Origin of the sequence: Candidatus Spyradosoma sp. SGI.093, from assembly GCF_050314555.1 — a bacterium.
Lineage (GTDB): Bacteria > Verrucomicrobiota > Verrucomicrobiia > Opitutales > UBA953 > Spyradosoma.
This window is the reverse complement of the sequence record NZ_JBNPNH010000010.1, coordinates 48731-66816: the sequence shown is the minus strand read 5'-3', so window position 1 is coordinate 66816 and position 18086 is coordinate 48731. Positions and strand designations below refer to the sequence as shown.

Annotated in this window: 15 protein-coding genes and 2 pseudogenes; 3 read left to right on the top strand and 14 right to left on the bottom strand. The window is 63.4% G+C overall.

The window, feature by feature from the left end; all coding sequences use genetic code 11:
• Positions 1-9 precede the first annotated feature (9 nt).
• From ACQREB_RS08365 to ACQREB_RS08315, 11 genes and pseudogenes are all read right to left on the bottom strand, one after another.
• Entirely contained in the window at positions 10-840 is an 831-nt protein-coding gene (locus ACQREB_RS08365) for a hypothetical protein (protein WP_427767624.1), read from the bottom strand.
• A 144-nt stretch (positions 841-984) separates the two neighbouring features.
• Positions 985-1809 carry an ankyrin repeat domain-containing protein gene (locus ACQREB_RS08360; RefSeq protein ID WP_427767623.1) on the bottom strand — a complete coding sequence of 275 codons (825 nt, stop codon included), beginning with the start codon at positions 1807-1809 and terminating at the stop codon, positions 985-987.
• A gap of 82 nt (positions 1810-1891) precedes the next feature.
• Entirely contained in the window at positions 1892-3058 is a 1167-nt protein-coding gene (locus tag ACQREB_RS08355; protein ID WP_427767621.1) for a DUF362 domain-containing protein, read from the bottom strand.
• 70 nt (positions 3059-3128) lie between these two features.
• Positions 3129-3533, bottom strand: a complete 405-nt coding sequence (locus ACQREB_RS08350) for a hypothetical protein (RefSeq protein ID WP_427767626.1) — start codon at positions 3531-3533, stop codon at positions 3129-3131.
• Between the two features lie 111 nt (positions 3534-3644).
• Positions 3645-4043, bottom strand: a pseudogene (locus ACQREB_RS08345) (ATP-binding cassette domain-containing protein); the annotation flags it as partial.
• Between the two features lie 456 nt (positions 4044-4499).
• Positions 4500-5024: pseudogene (locus ACQREB_RS08340) on the bottom strand (ATP-binding cassette domain-containing protein); the annotation flags it as partial.
• Between the two features lie 54 nt (positions 5025-5078).
• Positions 5079-5876 (bottom strand): ABC transporter ATP-binding protein, encoded by a 798-nt coding sequence (locus ACQREB_RS08335; protein ID WP_427767618.1) that lies wholly within the window; start codon positions 5874-5876, stop codon positions 5079-5081.
• 13 nt (positions 5877-5889) lie between these two features.
• The gene (locus ACQREB_RS08330) at positions 5890-6921 is read right to left on the bottom strand and encodes a 3-oxoacyl-ACP synthase III (RefSeq protein WP_427767615.1); all 1032 of its coding nucleotides are present in this window, start codon (positions 6919-6921) and stop codon (positions 5890-5892) included.
• A gap of 121 nt (positions 6922-7042) precedes the next feature.
• Positions 7043-7600, bottom strand: coding sequence for a ribosome recycling factor (frr, locus tag ACQREB_RS08325; RefSeq protein ID WP_427767613.1), 558 nt, complete (start codon positions 7598-7600; stop codon positions 7043-7045).
• Between the two features lie 55 nt (positions 7601-7655).
• On the bottom strand, positions 7656-8402 hold the full coding sequence (gene pyrH / locus ACQREB_RS08320) for a UMP kinase (RefSeq protein ID WP_427767611.1): 747 nt from the start codon (positions 8400-8402) through the stop codon (positions 7656-7658).
• A 13-nt stretch (positions 8403-8415) separates the two neighbouring features.
• Complete coding sequence (locus tag ACQREB_RS08315) at positions 8416-9360, bottom strand: trimeric intracellular cation channel family protein (protein ID WP_427767609.1); 945 nt, start codon at positions 9358-9360, stop codon at positions 8416-8418.
• 194 nt (positions 9361-9554) lie between these two features.
• Between ACQREB_RS08315 and tig the strand changes: the two genes are divergently transcribed.
• Together tig and ACQREB_RS08305 are read left to right on the top strand one after the other, a co-directional pair.
• Positions 9555-10853, top strand: coding sequence for a trigger factor (gene tig, locus ACQREB_RS08310; protein WP_427767607.1), 1299 nt, complete (start codon positions 9555-9557; stop codon positions 10851-10853).
• Positions 10854-10928: 75 nt separating this feature from the next.
• Positions 10929-11723, top strand: coding sequence for an ABC transporter ATP-binding protein (locus ACQREB_RS08305; protein ID WP_427767604.1), 795 nt, complete (start codon positions 10929-10931; stop codon positions 11721-11723).
• 80 nt (positions 11724-11803) lie between these two features.
• Here ACQREB_RS08305 and ACQREB_RS08300 read toward each other — a convergent pair whose 3' ends face one another.
• From ACQREB_RS08300 to ffh, 3 genes are all read right to left on the bottom strand, one after another.
• Positions 11804-13213: a hypothetical protein gene (locus ACQREB_RS08300; protein WP_427767602.1), complete on the bottom strand. Its 1410-nt coding sequence runs from the start codon at positions 13211-13213 to the stop codon at positions 11804-11806.
• Positions 13214-13367: 154 nt separating this feature from the next.
• Complete coding sequence (locus tag ACQREB_RS08295; protein ID WP_427767599.1) at positions 13368-14597, bottom strand: aspartate kinase; 1230 nt, start codon at positions 14595-14597, stop codon at positions 13368-13370.
• Positions 14598-14715: 118 nt separating this feature from the next.
• Positions 14716-16068 carry a signal recognition particle protein gene (gene ffh / locus ACQREB_RS08290; RefSeq protein ID WP_427767597.1) on the bottom strand — a complete coding sequence of 451 codons (1353 nt, stop codon included), beginning with the start codon at positions 16066-16068 and terminating at the stop codon, positions 14716-14718.
• A 130-nt stretch (positions 16069-16198) separates the two neighbouring features.
• Between ffh and lepA the strand changes: the two genes are divergently transcribed.
• Entirely contained in the window at positions 16199-18001 is a 1803-nt protein-coding gene (gene lepA, locus ACQREB_RS08285) for a translation elongation factor 4 (RefSeq protein WP_427767594.1), read from the top strand.
• The last annotated feature ends 85 nt before the right edge of the window (positions 18002-18086 follow it).

Below are 18086 nucleotides of genomic sequence, written 5' to 3'. Positions count from 1 at the left end.
ACCTCAAGACTATTCGGCGAGAAACGGAACAAAACGCAGATTCTTCAGTCCGTCTCCTCCATACCAAAGATCCGTGTCCGGCGGAAGAAGGGCGCGCACCTGCCGAGCGAGTTCAAATCCGCGCGCGAACCAGGTTTCGTAATTTTCGTATTCTCGAAATTTCTTGTTCGTCGCTTTGAATCCCGCGATGAATTCTTCGCTCCAGCTCGCCAGGTCCGAGATGGATTTCAGATCAATTTCCCTTTCGGTTTCGCCTTCTCCGAGCGTGATGGTCTCCGCGTTCCCGCAACAAACGCCGTCTTCCCAAAACAGCGAGTCCCAATCGCAGAACATGAAAACGATGTTTTTGACCGGCGGTCTCGGAAACGCCGCGTTGTAATCTGTGCCGTAAATCACGAATTCAATATCGCGGGAACGGAATTCGTTGTAAAACTCAGTGGACCTCCGTTCGAAATCCTGCTCGAATTCATAGTCGGTCGCGCGACAATAGACGCAGTCCCGCGCTATCATGCCGAGAAAAGATTCGTAAAACGCCTGCACGACTTGCTTCGTTACGCCCCAAAAATGAACGACTCTCACCGGATAGGCGCCCCAGGCTTCGAACAGTTTGATTTCGCAGCAATCTTCGTGTTCGAAATGTTCGCCGCCGGGAATTTTCTGGATGCTTTTCAGATAATGCGCGCGTCCATACTCGAATTTCAGCTTCGGACGGTTTTCTCCGGCCCACGCGAAGGCGGCCCGATGCCCGCAGACTATGATCGCTTCCAGCCAGATCCGCAGTTCTTGCCGGGAATCCAGATAGCAATCCATCGCTTCTTGCCCGTCCAGAAAAAGCTTCATGCGGATGTCGTGGCAGACTTCCGGGAAAATACGGTATTCCACCCGAAGCGTCTGCAAAGGAATCTCGCTCAGACGATTCGGGAGCGGAGTCGAGAAGGGCGTTTCGTCGAATGATGATGCGCAGTCCATTGTCCGATGAAAACGTCAATTCGCTGAGACGGCCGCGCTGCCGGAGGCACGCCTGTTTTCGAATTCGCGAAAAATCTCTCGAATCTGCGCGCGGCTTTCGATGCCGCGTTTCGCGGCTGGAGAGAGCGCGGACGTGTCCGCCCCGCGTTCGAGCAGAACTCTCACGGCTTTTGCGTTGCCGAATTCGGCGGCGTAATCCAACAGCGTTTTCCCGTTCTTGTCCTTGGCGTCGATCTGGCAGCCGTGGTCGAGCATCATCTTCAGAATTTCGACTGCGGCGTCGGACGGGACGGTCGCGGCGCTGCGGCACTGGAAGCGTTCCTCCGGCGTGTCCCAGCCGCGCACTCCGGCGTCGAGCAGAATGCGTGCGATTTCCGGCGCGTTGAGCGTGATCGTGGAGTGCAGCAGATTCGAGCCGCCGGCGCTAATCGCGACGTTCGGCGAGGCGCCTTTCTCAATCAGCTCGCGCATCAATTCCGGCAGACCGGCGATTTTCTCCTGCGTCAGATTGCGGAAAAAGAGCAGCTCGAGAAAACGCGCGTGTGCGGGATTGCTCTCGGGCGCGAATTCCGGGAAACGCGCGCGCAGCTCCGCGGTCATTTTTGCGTCGACGGGGCGGAAGAGGAGCGCGCACTCGGATCGCGCCGCCGCGTTCCCGCGGAAGAGGTCTCCAAGCGGATCGCGCGTTTCCTTTTTCTGCGCTTCACGCGCGCGGCGCACGAACATGAATCTTTCGATTTCGTCCGCGGCATTGCCTTGCGCGTGCGCGGAAACGGAAATCACGGGAAAAATCAGAGCGGCGAGCGCCGTGCTTCGAAGTGCACGAGAGAAAATCAGCATGGTGAGGGCATTGTGCATCAACGCTCTCGGGCCGACAAACCGAAATTTCGTCTTCGAGAATGCTCGCGGGCGTCGCCCCGACTCAACGGGCGTCGACGCGAATGAGCTTGAGGTCGCCGAACACGCAGGATCCGAGCGAGTATTCGCCGCGCGAAGCGCTCGCGAACAGCGCCGGTTCCGGCAGAATCTGCTCGTAGCCGCGGCGGGAACGCGCTTCGTTCATGCGGCGCCACATCAGAAAGTCCAGAACGACGGGGTTCGCGCTCAGCCAAAGCCGATTTTCGGAAAGCGTGTAGTTCTCGTTGAAGACGGGACCGCCGATGAACTGGTATTTTTCGAGCGAGAGAATCGTCAGCTCGAACGTCCTGCGGAACTCCGGAATCGTCGCGATCGAAACCGCCATGTGCACGGCGTTCGCGGGATTGTCCAGAAAGCGTTTCTGATTGCTCGCGTTCCACAGCGTCGCGTTGCCGAGCGCGGCGGAGACGCCGAGCGCCTGGCTGTCGCACGCGACGGGCAGGTTGATCCAGAAATCGACGTCGAAAAGCAGCGGCACGGGCAGGAAGCTCTTGCGCTCGTCAGCGATGTCTTCCCAGTCCGTCTCCGTTCCCGCGGCGGCTTCGCGCGAGGGCAGGCTGTTTTCGTAAAACCATTTTTTGTTGTAGAACCGCTCGGTGTCGAGCGCGGCGACGGGCGAGCCTTCCCAGAAGAAATCGTTTTTTTTGCGGAAAGGCGGCAGGTAGCCGGCGAGGCGGAGATTCCTCTCGCTCTGATCGACGAGCAGAATCGCGTCGCGCGCGAAGCCGCGTTTCTCCAGCGCCGCGCGGACGGCGCGCACGAGCGCCTTCGGCGTCGCCAGCCCGCGTCCGGAGGCCGTGTAGAGCTTCAGCGCGGCTTTCTTCTTTTCGGCGGGAACGAGGCGGCGCCCGGTGTTTTTCTCGTAGGCGGCGATGAGGTTTTCGACCGCGGCGGCGTAGGAGATTTCGGAAAAATCCTTCGGCTCGCATTCGAAGATGAAGGCGCGCCGCGCTTCGGGAAAAGTCTCCTTCGGCGCGGGAACGGCGGCGGCGGGCGCGGGTTCCGAAGGCGTTTCGGCGGGAACGTCGGCGAGCGGCGCGCTCAGATCCACGCCGACGGGATTGCGTACGACCGCTGCCTCGGCGGAGACTTTTTCCTGCGCGAAAAGAGCCGCGGGAACGCACGCCGCGAACGCCGCGCAGGAAACCAGTTTTCGGAAAAACGAATTCATGCGGACGCATTATGCACGCCCGTGGGAACGCCGCAAACCTCAAGAGCCGCCCTGCCGCCGGAGTGAGCGTTCACGCCCGGCGGGATTCGAGTTCCTCCCAGCGCTCAAGGGCGGAGAGGAGTTCCGCGTCGATGGCGGCGAGGCGCGCGTTCACGTCGCGCACGGCGGCGGGATCGCGATAGAAATCCGGGTCGTTGAGCTTTTCCGAAAGCGTCTTCTGCTCGGTCTCGAGCGCGTCGATTTTCTGCGGGAGCGCCTCGAGCTCGCGCGTCTCCTTGTAGGAAAGCTTTTTCTTCGACGGCGGATTTTTCGGCTCGGGAACGGCGGGCGCGTCCGCGGCGCGTTTTTCCGGCGCGGCGGCGGGAACGCTCTTCGCGGCGGTTTCGGCGAGATGCGTCTTCCGCCACGCGTCGTAGTCGCCGACGAACTCGCGCAGGAATCCGTCGCCCTCGAAGACGACGAGGCTCGTCGTCACGTCGTCGAGAAATTCGCGGTCGTGCGACACGAGAATCACGGTGCCGTCGAAGTCGCCGAGAAGCTCTTCGAGCAGGTCGAGCGTCTCGAGGTCGAGGTCGTTGGTCGGCTCGTCGAGCACGAGCACGTTGGCGGGCTTGAGAAAGATTTTCGCGAGCAGGAGGCGGTTGCGTTCGCCGCCGCTGAGCATTGAGACGGTCGAGCGCGCGCGGTCGGGCGTGAACAGGAAATCGCCGAGATAGCTGATGACGTGGCGCGTCTTCCCGCCGACGGAAACGGTGTCCGCGCCCTCGCCCGCGAGGTTTTCCGCGAGCGTCCTGTCCTCGCGCAGCTGCGAGCGGAGCTGGTCGAAATACGCGATCTGCAGGTTCGTGCCGTGCGCGACCGTTCCCGTGTCGGGCGCGAGCTCGCCGAGCAGAATCTTCAGCAGCGTGGTCTTGCCGACGCCGTTCGGCCCGATGACGCCGACGCGGTCGCCGCGCATGATCGTCGTCGAGAAATCGCGGATCACGGGAACGCCGTTCCAGCTGTGCGAGACGTGTTCGGCGACGATGACCTTCGCGCCGGATTTTTCCCCTTCGGAAATCGCTGCGCGGACGTTCCCGACGGCGGAGCGGCGCGCGGCGCGGATTTCGCGGAGCTTCTTGAGCTCGCGCACGCGGCCTTCGTTGCGGCAGCGGCGCGCCTTCACGCCTTGGCGCAGCCAGGCTTCCTCGCGCGCGAGCAGCTTGTCGAACTCCGCGTTGTTCGCGGCGACGGAGGCGTCGAGCTCTTCGCGGCGCGCGAGATACGTGTCGTAATCGCAGTCCCAGGACGTGACGACGCCGCCCACGAGATCGAGAATGCGCGTGGAGATCTTCCGCAGAAAACGGCGGTCGTGCGTGACGAAAAGAATCGCGCCGCGCCACGCGAGGAGAAATTCCTCGAGCCACTCGACGGCGGCGATGTCGAGATGGTTCGTCGGCTCGTCGAGCACGAGCACGTCGGGCGCGGAAACGAGCTCGCGCGCGAGCAGCACGCGGCGCTTCATTCCCGCGGAAAGCGAGGCGAACGGCAGCGCGGGATCGGCGCCGACCTTGGAGATCATCGCGTCCGCCGCGCTCGCGAGATTCCACGCGGCGTTCTCCTCGAGCCAGCGGAAAATCGCGTCGAGCTCCGCCTCGGAATACTTTTCCGTGTCGTGCGTCTCGCAGGCGCGGATTTTTTCTCCCGCCTCGCCGAGCCCGCTCAGCACGACGTCGCGCACCGTTCCCGCGATTTCGGCGGGCACCTCCTGCGCGAGGTAGGCGGCGTGCGACCCGCGCGCGAGCGCGACTTCGCCGGCGTCCGGTTCGAGCGTTCCCGCGACGATTTTGAGCAGGGAACTTTTCCCCGCGCCGTTGCGCCCGATGAGGCAGACGCGCTCGCCGGGCTCGACCTGAAAGGAAACGTCGTCGAACAGCGACGGCCCGCCGAACCGGAGCGAAAGATTTCTGACCGAAAGCAATGCCATTTGCGGGAAAGCTTAGAGATTGAAGCTTAAGGCTTAAAGAAGAATGCGCGCCTCTCACGGGAGGCGGGGAACGCAGGCGAGGAGGGCGCGCGTGTAGGGTTCGCGCGGGGAGAGGACGACTTCGCGCGCCGAGCCTTCCTCGACCTTTTCGCCGCGGAAAAGGACGCAGACGCGGTCGGCGATCTGGGCGACGAGCCCGAAATTGTGCGTGATGAGCAGGACGCTCATACCGTAGCGTTCCCGCAGCGCGAGCAGCAGGTCCATGATCTGCTTCTGAATCGTGACGTCGAGCGCGGTCGTCGGCTCGTCGGCGACGAGCACCGCGGGTTCGGCGGCGAGCGCCATGGCGATCATGACGCGCTGCTGCATGCCGCCGGAAAATTCGTGCGGGAACGAGCCCGCGAGCGCGGGATTGATGCCGACGGCGGCGAGCGTCTCGGCGACGCGCGCGCGGCGTTCCCGTCGGGTCTTCAGCGCGGGGACGTGGATCTTCAGCGTCTCTTCGATCTGCGCGCGGACGGTGTAGCTCGGATTGAGCGAACTGAGCGGATCCTGAAAGACGTAGGCGATTTCCCTGCCGCGGATTTTTCGCAGAGCGCGCTCCGGAAGCCCGAGAATTTCGCGCCCTTCGAGACGGACGCTCCCGCTCACGACGCACGCGGGCGGCTCGGGGAGCAGACCCGTGAGCGCCTGCGAGGTGACGGATTTCCCGCTGCCGCTTTCGCCGACGACGGCGAGGATTTCGCCGCGCTTCAGCGCGAAGGAGACGCCGCGGACGACGCGGGAGACGTTCCCGCGGGAACGGAATTCCACGGAAAGATTTTCGACTTCGAGCAGCGGCGGCGCGTCCATGCGGGAACGGGCGTCATTCGACGGCGAGCATGAGCGAGCTCAGCCCGCTGCCGATGCCGAGCAGGGCGACTTTGTCGCGCGCGCCGATCGTGCCGGATTCGCGCGCGAGCGCGAGCGTCGCGGGGAGCGAGACGGAGCCGACGTTGCCGAGAAAATCGAAGCTGCGGCGGTCCTTCGCGCGGTCGAGCCCGAGCCGCTCGAAAAGCGCGGCGGTGTGGCGCGCGCCGACCTGGTGCGTGACGACGTGCGCGGGAACGTCGGCGTTCCAGCCGGTCTCGGCGCAAAAATCTTCCCACGCGCGCGCGGCGAGCGCGACGCCCGCGGCGAGGAGTTTTTCCGAATCGGTGCGCATGGCGAGCGCGTCCCCGCTCGCGTCGCCTTCGCAGAGACGGTTGGCGGAGGAGTCGGTCGCGACGGCGCCGCCGAGCAGGTGCGGTTTGTCCGCGCCGGCGACGTCCTCGCGCGCGAGAATCGCGGCGACCGCGCCCGCGCCGATGGTGAGATTCGCGAAATAGGGCTTCACGTCGTTGCGCGAAAGCGTCTCCTCGGCGTTGAGCTTCGCGATCGTGTTTTCGACGAGCGGGCGACCGTTCTCGCCGGAACAGACGAGCGCGCGGCGGATCTGCCCGGATTCGAGCAAGCCCGCGGCGACGATCATCGCGTTGAGGAAGCCGAGGCAGGCGTCGGAAACGTCGAAAATCTGCGTGCGCGCGCCGAGCCCGAGCAGACCGTGCACGTAGGCGGCGGTGGCGGGTTCGAGGCGGTCGCGGCAGACGGAGGAATGGATGAGCAGATCGACGTCCTCGGGACGCGTTCCCGCGGCGGCCATGACTTTCTTCCCCGCGAGCGCGGAGGCTTCGGAGGGACGGATTGGGCGCGGCCAGAAGCGGCGTTCCCGGATGCCGGTCATCAGTTCGAGGCGTCCGTAGGGCAGTTTGAGGCGCGCGTAGAGCGGCGCGAGTTTTTCTTCGAGCGCGGCGGAGGTCCACACTTCCGGCGGAAGCTCGACCGCCATGGCTTCGATGACGACGCGGGAGAATTTCATGAACGGGAGAAAAAGGTTATGAGGCGACGGAACGGCGAGGCGGTCGATCGGTCCGCATCGCGCGGACGCTTTCCGGCGCCTCGGGCTTCCGTCGCCTCATCGCTTCGCGGGAACGTTCCGCTCAGACTTTCTTCAGATCAGCTTCCTTCGCCTTGAGCGCGGAATCGATCGCGGCGATCCACTTGTCGGTGATCGTCTGAATGTCCTTTTCAGCGCGCTTGCAGTCGTCTTCGGACGCCGCCTTGTCCTTGTTGATCTTCTTGACGAGCTCGAGACCGTCGCGGCGGCAGTTGCGGACGCGGACGCGGCCTTCTTCGGCGTAGCGGTTGGCGACCTTGACGAGCTCGGCGCGGCGTTCGCCCGTCAGTTCGGGAACGGGGCAGCGCACGATCGTGCCCTGCACGGACGGCGTGAGGCCGATGTTCGCGCCGAGAATCGCCTTTTCGATCGCCTTGAGCAGGCCCTTGTCGAACGGCGTGATGACGATGGAACGCGCGTCCGGCGTCGTGACCGTCGCGCAGTTCTTCAGCGGCATCATGCTGCCGTAGGCTTCGACCTGGACGCCCTCGACCATCGAAGGCTGGGCTTTCCCGGTGTTGATCGTGGAAAATTCGTGTTCGGTGTGCGCGACGGCTTTCTTCATCGCGTCGTTCGTCGAATCGGTGATTTTTTTGAGCATGGTATTTTTACGGATGTTTTTTGGGAAAAATTCGTGAGCGCGCCGCGGGAACGCTTCAGCAGACGAGCGTGCCGATGGATTCGCCGCAGATCGCCTTGCGGATGGAATCCTTTTCCGCCATGGAGAAGACGAGAATCGGCATGTGGTTTTCCTGGCAGAGCGCGAACGCCGTGGAGTCCATGACGCCGAGGCGCTTCATCAGGGCTTCGTCGTAGGAGATTTTTTCGTAGCGGACGGCGTTCTTGTCCTTCATCGGGTCGGCGGTGTAGATGCCGTCCACCTTGGTCGCCTTGAAGATGATGTCGGCGTGGACTTCGTTCGCGCGGAGCGCGGCGGCGTAGTCCGTCGTGCAGAAGGGATTGCCCGTTCCCGCGGCGAAGATGACGATGCGGCCTTTTTCGAGGTGGCGCAGGGCGCGGCGGAGGATGAAGGGCTCGGCTACCTTGTCCATCGGAATCGCGGTCTGGACGCGGACTTCGATTCCGTTCTTTTCGAGGCAGTCCATGATCGCGAGCGCGTTGATCGTGGTGGCGAGCATGCCCATGTTGTCGCCCGTGGTGCGGTCGGTGCCGTTGTTGCGCGCGCCCGCGAGCCCGCGGAAGATGTTCCCGCCGCCGACGACGAGGCAGACCTGCACGCCCATTTCGTGAAGCAGCTTGAGCTGTTCGGCGAGGTTTTTGAGAATCGTCGGGTCGAATGGGTCGCCGGTCTGAAAATTCTTCAGCGCCTCGCCGGAAATCTTGAGAACGATGCGCTTGTATTTCGGCGCGGCTTTTTTGGATGAAGACGTTTTACGTGCCATGCGGGTCATTTTCCTAAAGTTTTTCATTCCGGTCAACAGCGTTCCCGTCGTCGGGCTCGGGAAGCGGCTCGGGATCGTCTTCGTAGACGGCGGCGTCGTCGCCGAATTCCGCGGTCTTTTCGGCTTCCTCCGCGGCGCGTTCCGCCTCGCGCTCCTTGGAGAAGGCGTCGGCGCGGTGGGCTTCGCGGATGGCGCGCAGGAGGCGCTTGACGCGTTCCTGCGTCTCGGCGACGGAGCGCGAATGCAGGTCGTAGCGAATCGAAGCGAGGCGCGCGATGACGCAGAAGATGACGACGATCAGCGCGGCGGTCGTCGGCGGAAGCGCCCTGCAGAGCACGACGAAGAGAATGCTGCCGAGCACGGCGATCGCGGTGTAGAACTGCCCGGGCTTGAAGACCATCGGCTCGTCGCGCGCGATGATGTCGCGCAGCAGCCCGCCGCCGACCGCATTGATCATGCCGATGCCGACGGCGACGGGAACGCTCAGCTCGTTGGCGAGCGCCTTGTTCGTGCCGAAGACGGCGTAGAGCCCGAGCCCCGCGGCGTCGCAGACGACGATGAAGTGGTCGAAGCGCATGAAGTATTCGCCCAGATACATGCCGAAGATCCACGACGCCGTCAGCGACATGATGTAGCCGCTGTCCGAAAAGAGCGGCGAAATCGCGGGAGACTGAATGCAGAGCCCGTCGCGGACGAGCGCGCCGCCCATCGCCGTGATGCCCGCCAGCACGAAGGCGCCGACGAAGTCGTAGCCCTTCATGCGCGCCGTCATCGTTCCCGTGATGCCGAAGACGAAGACCGCCGCGTAGTCGATCCACAGCGGGAGCACGAGCGTGTCCGAGGCGAAGCTCGCGTAGAGCGCGGGAACGATCGTGTCCAGATTCTCCGCGAGTTTGCGCAACATGACGGCTCCCGCGATCAGCGAGACGATGACGAAAATCGAACGGCGGGTGAACATGGAAAAAGTGAGTTGCCGACATTGTGCCGCCCCGGCGCGGGAACGCAAGGAGAATGGGAGCCGTCGTTCCCGCGGGTTCCCGTTTTCTTCCGCAAAGAAGGTTTGACCCGTGGCGCCGAAACGGGTTTCCTTAATGCTTCTTTTTTCGCGCCTCGCGCGCGGAGGAACACCTTTACAACCGTTTTTACAAGCCAATGAACATTCAATTCGAAGACATCAACCCGACGCGCAAAGCGGCGAACGTCGTCGTTCCCGCCGCCTCCGTCGAAGAAGCGCAGAAGAAACTTTTCGGCGAATACGCCTCGCAGGCGCGCATTCCGGGCTTCCGTCCCGGCAAGGCGCCGCTCGCCGTCGTCCGCCGCAAATACGGCAAGGATCTGGAAAAGGAGCTCGTGCAGCGCGTCGTGCGTCTCGCCTACGGCGCCGTCCGCGAAAACAAGGATCTCGAGGTCTACGCGCTCGTGGACGTGAAGGAGCCGACGATCGAGGTCGGCAAGGACGCCGAAGTCCGTTTTGAAATCGACGTCGTTCCCGCGTTCGAGCTGCCGCAGTACAAGGGGCTCGAAGTTCCCGCCGAAGACCTGAGCGTCTCCGACGAGGACGTCGCCAAGGCCGCCGAGAGCATCCGCGCGCAGCGCGCCGAGTTCAACGAAGTCGAGGAACCCGCTCTGAAGGGCGACTACGTGAAGCTTTCCTACGAAGGCAAGATCGACGGCGAAGCCTTTCCGGAAGCCGCCGCCGTTTACGGCAGGCAGACGGGAACGTGGGAGGAAGCCGGCGCGGAAGAGGCGCTCGGCGCGTCCGTCAAGGAAATCGCCGCCGCGCTCGTCGGCGCGAAGGCGGGCGACAAGAAGGAAGTCACGGTGACGTTCGCGGACGATTTCGCCGCCGAGGCGCTCCGCGGCAAGACCGCCGTCTACGCGCTCGAAATCGCGAAGGTCAGCCGCCGCGTGCTCCCCGAGCTGAACGAGGAATTCTTCAAGTCCGTGCACGTCGCCGACGAAGCCGAGTTCAAGAAGCAGATCCGCGAAGGGCTTGAGGCGAACAAGAAGACCGCCGCGACCGCGAAGACGCGCGAGCTCCTCATCAACAAGCTCAACGAAAGCGTCGATTTCCCGCTGCCGGAAAGCGCGATCGACCGCGAAGCCTACAACATCTTCGTCGAATTCGCGAACACGCAGCTCCGCCGCGGCGCGAAGGTCGAAGACATTCAGGCGAAGCGCGACGAGCTGATGAACGAAACCAAGGACGCCGCGAAGACGCGCGTCAAGACGCAGATTCTGCTCAACGCCATCGCGAAGGCGGAAAACGTCAAGGTCGAGCAGGGCGACATCACGACGCGCATTCAGCAGGAAGCCTACATGAGCGGCATGCCGACGGAAAAATTCGTCAAGGAACTGACGAAGGACCGTTCCCGCCTCATGGAAATGCAGGCGAACCTGCTCTGCAACAAGGCGCTCGACCTCGTCGTCGCCGCCGCCGTCACGAAATGATTGCTCTCTGAAATCCTTTCGAGACGCCGTTCCCGCGAAATCCGTTTCGCGGGAACGCGCGTTTTGGGAAAAGCGATGAACTGCGATTCTCCGAAAATCATCGAATGCTCCGGGCTGACGGTCGTCCGGGGCGGCAAAAAAATCTTTTCCGACGTTTCGTTCGACGTTCCCGCGGGCTGCAGCACCGCGATCCTCGGACCGAACGGCGCGGGAAAATCGACGCTGCTCAAGCTCGTCACGCGCGAGCTTTATCCGGCGGCGACGGCGAAGGGCTCTCTGAAGCTCTTCGGCGAGACGAACTGGAACGTGCGCGAGCTGCGTTCCCGCATCGGCATCGTCTCCAACGACCTGCAGCGTATGTTCCCGGCGGATACGAGCGGAATCGACGTCGTGCGCTCCGGATTCTTTTCCAGCATCGGTATGTGGCGCGATCAGCGCGCGACGCCGGCGCAGGCGAAACGCGTCCGCGAGATCCTCGACTTCATCGGGCTCGCGGGCATCGCCGCGCGCGAGTTCGGCACGTTCTCCACGGGCGAGCAGCGGCGCTTCATTCTGGCGCGCGCGCTCGTGAGCCGTCCCGAAGCGCTCGTGCTCGACGAGCCGACGAGCGGGCTCGACCTGAAGTCGTCGATTCTCTACGTCGATTTTCTGCGCGAACTGATGCGCGCGGGAACGACCGTGATTCTCGTCACGCACAACATCAACGAGATCGCGCCGGAAATCCGCCGCGTCGCGCTGATTCGCGCGGGGAAGATCGTCGGCGTCGGCGAGACGGAAAAGATGCTGACGTCCGCGAAGCTCTCGGAGCTCTTCGACGTGCCGCTGAGCGTTTCGCGCCGCAACGGATTCTGGCGCGTCTTTCCCGCCTGAAGAGGTTTCCCGAAAAACAAAAAAACGTTCCCGCGATTCGGATTCGCGGGAACGTTTTTTTCGTGGAAACGCGTCGGCGCTCAGCGGGCGACGAAGTTGCCGGTCACGTTGTAGCGTCCGGTTTCGCCGATGCCCCACGCCGGGACTTCGTCCAGCGGCTCGAGCGTGAACATCGGGAAGTTGTTGTCGTCGTCCTTGCCTTTTTTCTGCAGACCGAGACAGGCGCCGCCGAGACCGCCCGCCGCTTCGCCGAAGGCGACCTCGATCGTGTAGTTGTGGCCCTTCTTCATCGTCTTCCAAGAGCCCTTGTAGAGCGACTGGCGCTGGCCGCGCTGGGGAATGTTGGTGCCGTCCGTGCCGCCCTGGCCGCAGAAGTTCTTGGGTTCCCAGCCCTGCTGGTATTTCACCGCGGGACCGTGACCTTCGCCCGGCCAGAACGCGTAGAGGACGGTCTTCTTGTCCACGCGGACGATCATCGCGTCGTCGCCCATGCCCACGAAGCGGTATTCGCCGTCTTCGGGAACGGAAAACTTTCCTTTGTAATAGCAGAGCCAGCCCGGCGCCTTGAACGGCGGCTTGCCGCCCTTGTCGATCGGCGGATCCGCGAACGCCTCCGTCGCCTTCGTCGCGTCGAGCGCCTGCCCCTTGTCGTTGACGATGAAGACGCGCGTCGCGTAGAGCGCCGTGGGGGCGCGCGCGTAGTCGCGCTTCAGCTCGGTCGCGCCGTAGTTCTTCGTGTCCATGAGGGTGAACACCTTGTGCAGTTCCTCCTTGCGCTTGCCCTGGTCGCCGGGCGCGATCGTGGCGATCGTCGTGCCGTTGGCGCGGACCTTCAGGTCGAAAAGATAGCCTTCGAGCGCGGTCTTGCTCTTGGTGCGGGAACCGAATCCGGCGAGGAAGTTCGAGCCGTTGCCGATGCCCTTGCCGAGCCCCTTGCCGATGCCGCCGCCTCCGCCGCCGCCGAAGCCGGAAGAAGGCTCGCCGCCCATGCTGCCGCCGGAGAACGACGCGTTCATCGCCACGACGGGCATTTCCGGAAGCGCGATCGCGGACTTGGAAGACTTCGACGTGATGCGCGATTTCGTCTGCATCATGGACTGGCGCGGCTTCATGCGCTGGTTGTTCATGCGCGCGTTGTCGCCGTTGTTGCCGCCGCCGGCGCCCGTGACGAACGCGTCAGGCTCCTCGACCGGCTTGTCCACGATGTGGCGTACGACGAGGAAGACCGCGACGACGAGCAGAATGCCGTGGAAAACGAGCGAGAAAATGAAGCCGGGGCCGCCGAAACTCTTCCAGGAGAACTTCTTGCTGCGTTTCAGCGGGTCGATGCCGTCGGCGTCGGCGTGTTCGCCGCCGATGCGGATGAACTCGCCTTCTTTGTGCGTCAGCTGCGTCTGTTCTTCGGCGGACTGGATTTCCGTCGATTCCGCCGCAGGAGGCGTTTCCTGCGTTTCGGCTTCAAGGGTCGGGGTTTCTTTTGAATCTTCCATGGTTCAACGATTATCGGGTAAGAAAGCTTAGATTTTCGGCAAAACGAAAAATTTTTCAAATCATTTTTGACGGCGGAGCCTCCGCCCGCGCGCAAAAAAACGTTCCCGCGCGGAAAGCGGCGGGAACGTTTCGCGGGCGCGCCGCGGAAGCGGCTTACTGCGCGGCGGGAGCGTCGAGCCCGAACGCCGCGTGGATCGCGCGCACGGCGTCGTCCGCCTTGTCCGGAGCGACGCCGACGGAAATCTTGATTTCGGAGGTCGTCACGAGCTCCGAATTGATGCCCGCCTCGGAGAGCGCGCGGAAGAGCGTTCCCGCGACGCCGGGGTGGGACGTCATGCCGACGCCGACGATGGAGACCTTCGCGATTTCGCCGGAGGAGCGGAACGTGCCCGAGCCGATCTTCTTCAGCGCTTCGCCGATCGCCTTTTCCGCGCGCTGCACCTGGTCGGTGTTCACGGAGAAGGTGAGATTCGCGGCGCCCGCGCTTTTGGCGACGTTCTTGACGATGAGGTCCACGCTGACGGCGGCTTCGCCGAGCGCGTCGAAGATCGCCGCGATCGCGGCGGGCGTGTCGGGCAGATCGCCGACGGTGACGCGCGTCTGCGTGCGGTCGAGAGCGACGCCGGAAACGACGGCGTCTTCCATGGTTTTTTCAAACGATTTCACGATGGTTCCTGGTTGATTGTTGAAAGAGGAGCGCACTTCGAAGGTGACGCCGTATTTCTGCGCGAATTCGACCGAACGCGACTGCATGACCTTCGAGCCGTTCGACGCCATTTCGAGCATTTCTTCGTAGCAGATGCGCTGCAGCTTGCGTGCCTTGAGGACGATGCGCGGGTCGGCGGTGTACACGCCGTCCACGTCCGTGTAGATCTGGCACACGTCCGCCTTGATCGCCGCCGCGAGCGCGATCGCGGTGAGGTCGCTCCCGCCGCGGCCGAGCGTCGTGATCTCGTTGTCGGAGGAAATCCCCTGGAAGCCCGCGACGATGACGACCTTGCCTTCTTCGAGCCGGTCGAGGATGTCGCCGCCCGTCAGCCGCGAAATGTGGGCGCGGGAATGGCAGACGTCCGTGATGATGCCGGCCTGCGCGCCCGTGCGCGAAACGGCGGGAACGCCGATCGCGTGCAGCGCCATCGCCGTCAGCGCGATCGTCTCCTGCTCGCCGGTCGCGAGCATCATGTCCATCTCGCGTTCGCTCGGGTTCGGCGAAATCGACTTCGCCCGCGCGATCAGTTCGTTCGTCACGCCGCTGCGCGCGGAAACGACGACGACGACCTTGTCGCCCCGATCCCAAAAGCTCTTGATCTTAGCCGCGACGTTCTTGATGCGGTCCACATTGCCGACGGAGGTTCCGCCGTATTTCTGAACGATGAGTGCCATCTTTTTACTAAATTGCCCGACTATAAGCCTTCCCGCACCGCAACGCAAATACAGAAATGGCGCCGCGCGCGTTCCCGCGACGGGCGCCCTCCGTTAAAAATCCGCGTTTCCGCGTTTCTCAGAACGGGAACCTGCCGCCGCCCATGCCGGGGATTTTCCCGCCGAGGCCGCGCATCAGCGCCTTCATCTTGCCGCCCTTGAGCATCTTCATCATCTGCCGCATCTGCGAAAACTGCTTCAGCAGCGCGTTCACGTCGGACACCTTCGTCCCCGAGCCCTTCGCGATGCGCGCGCGGCGCGAGCCGTTCAGAATCTCCGGGCGGGCGCGCTCCTTCTTCGTCATCGACTGAATGATCGCCTCGGTACGCTTGAGCTTGCGCTCCTCCTTTTCGCCGACCTGAACGCCGCTCATGCCGGGCATCATCTTCATGATGCTGCCGAGCGGCCCCATCTTCTTCATCTGCTGCAGCTGCGCGAGAAAATCCTCGAGGTCGAAATCCGCCTTCTTCATCTTTTCGGCGAGGCGTTCGGCCTCCTTTTGGTCGATCGTCTCCTGCGCCTTTTCGACGAGCGAAACGACGTCGCCCATGCCGAGAATGCGCTGCGCCATGCGGTCGGGATGGAACGGCGAAAAATCCTCGAGCTTTTCGCCCGTGCCCATGAACTTGATCGGCACGCCCGTGACCGCCTTCATCGAGAGCGCCGCGCCGCCGCGCGCGTCGCCGTCGAGCTTCGTCAGAACGATGCCCGTGAGGCCGACGGCCTCGTGGAAATGCCGGGCGACGTTGACGGCTTCTTGCCCGAGCGCGGCGTCGGCGACGAGCAGCGTCTCGTCGGGCCGCACGCGTTCCCGCAGACGCTTGATCTCCTCGATCAGCGTCTCGTCGATCTGCAGGCGCCCGGCGGTGTCGAAGATCACGAGGTCGGCGGAGGCGTTCAGCGCCTCGCGCAGAAATTTTTCGCCGATGGCGGGAACGTCCTTCGACTCGCGGTCGCAGAAGAACGGCGTTCCCGTGGCCTTCGCGAGCGTTTCGAGCTGGTCGATCGCGGCGGGGCGATACACGTCGCACGCGACGAGCGCGGGGCGGTAGTTGCCGTGCGCGCGCAGGTAGCGCGCGAGCTTGCCGGCGGACGTCGTCTTGCCGCTCCCGTGCAGCCCGACGAGCATGATCTTGAGCGGGCGCACGGGCGAGAATTTCGTCGAATCCTCGCCGAGCAGGCGCACGAGTTCGTCGTGAATGATCTTCACCGCCATCTGCCCGGGCGTGACGCTCGCGAGCACCGCCTGCCCGAGGCACTGTTCCTTGACGCGTTCGCAGAACTCGCGCGCGACGCGGAAATGCACGTCGGCGGAAAGCAGCGCGGTGCGCACTTCGGCGAGCGCGTCCGCGATGTTGGATTCGGAAATTTTGCCGAGACCGCGCAGATTGCGCAGCGCGTTGGTCATCTTGTCGGTCAGGTTTTCGAACATGGCGTTTTATCAAACATTGTTCCGCCCCGCCCCGCAAGCGCGTTCCCGCGCGGAAAATCCGCGGGAACGCCGCGCGGGGTTGCGCGGGAGGGCGTTTTCGTGTTTAATGCCCGTTCAAATTTTTTCAGACATGCCGGACCTTCGCCACATTCGCAATTTCTGCATCATCGCCCACGTCGACCACGGGAAGACGACGCTCTCCGACCGTCTGCTCGAACAGACGCAGACCGTCGAGCTGCGGCAGATGAAAGACCAGCTGCTCGACGCCATGGATCTCGAGCGCGAAAAGGGCATCACGATCAAGAGCCATCCGGTCTCGATGAACTACACCGCGAAGAACGGCGAGACGTACCTGCTCAACCTCATCGACACGCCCGGTCACGTGGATTTCTCCTACGAAGTCTCGCGCTCGCTCGCCTCGTGCGAAGGCGCGTGCCTGCTCATCGACGCCTCGCAGGGCGTGGAGGCGCAGACGGTCGCGAACGCGACGCTCGCCATGCAGCAGGAGCTCGAAATCATCCCCGTCATCAACAAGGTCGATCTGCCGAGCGCGCAGCCCGAACACGCGAAGAAGCAGGTCGAGGACGTGCTCGCCATTCCCGCGGACGACGCCGTGCTCGCCTCCGGCAAGAGCGGCATCGGCATCACGGAGATTCTCGAGGCGGTCGTGAACCGCGTTCCCGCGCCGCGCTGGGCGGACTATCCGGCGCCGCGCGCGCTGATCTTCGACTCGAAGTTCGACGTGTACAAGGGCGTGATCTCCTACGTGCGCGTCTTTTCGGGAACGTTCCGCCCCGGCGATTCGATCGAGCTCATGGCGACGGGCGCGAAGAGCCAGATCAAGGAAGTCGGCGTCTTTTCGCCGAAGATGAAGCCCGCCGACGCGCTCGAGCCCGGCATGGTCGGCTACGTCGTGACGAACATCCGCGACGTCACCGAAGTGAAGATCGGCGACACGCTCACGCACGCGTCCGCGCCGGCGAAGGATCCCGTTCCCGGCTTCAAGGAAGTGCGCCCGATGGTCTTCAGCGGCATCTACCCGCTCGACACGACGGACTACGAAAAACTCAAGGCGGGCATCGCGAAGCTCGCCATCAACGACGCCGCGCTGACCTACGTCGCCGAGAGCTCCGTCGCGCTCGGCTTCGGCTTCCGCTGCGGCTTCCTCGGTCTGCTCCACATGGAGATCATCCAGGAGCGCCTGCGCCGCGAATACGATCTGGACATCATTTCGACGTATCCGAGCGTCATTTACAAAGTCTATTCCAACGGCGGAAAACTCTCCTGCGTGGACAACCCGACGCTCATGCCCGACGCCTCCGAAATCGAGCGCATGGAGGAGCCCACGATCCGCGCCCACATCCACATTCCGGGCACGAGCATCGGCGACATGCTCTCGCTCATCCAGGAAAAACGCGGCGTCTGCGACCACATCGACACCATCGACGAGCAGCGCGTCATGCTCTCGTGCACGCTCCCGCTGAACGAAATCCTCGTCGACTTCAACGACCGCATGAAGTCCGTCACGCGCGGCTACGGCTCGATGGACTACGAGCTCGGCGACTACGTCGAGAGCAGGCTCGTGAAGCTCGACATTCTCGTGAACGGTGATCCCGTGGACGCGTTCTCGAGCATCGTGCACGAATCGAAGGCGGAATCGCACGGGCGCAAGCTCTGCGAACGCCTCAAGGAACTGCTCCCGCGGCAGCTCTTCAAGGTCGCGATCCAGGCGGCGGTCGGCGGGAAGATCATCGCGCGCGAGACGCTCGGCTCCGTCGGCAAGGACGTGCTCGCGAAATGCTACGGCGGCGACATCACGCGCAAACGCAAGCTCCTCGACAAACAGAAGGAAGGCAAAAAGCGCATGAAGCAGATCGGCAAAGTCTCGATCCCGCAGGACGCCTTCATCAAAATCCTGAAGAACGAAGGCTGACGCGCGCGTTCCCGCAAGTTTCCGCGTGAAATCTCCGCGCGTTTCTGCTTAAATCGCTCCCGCGAAACGCAAAACATCCAATCCA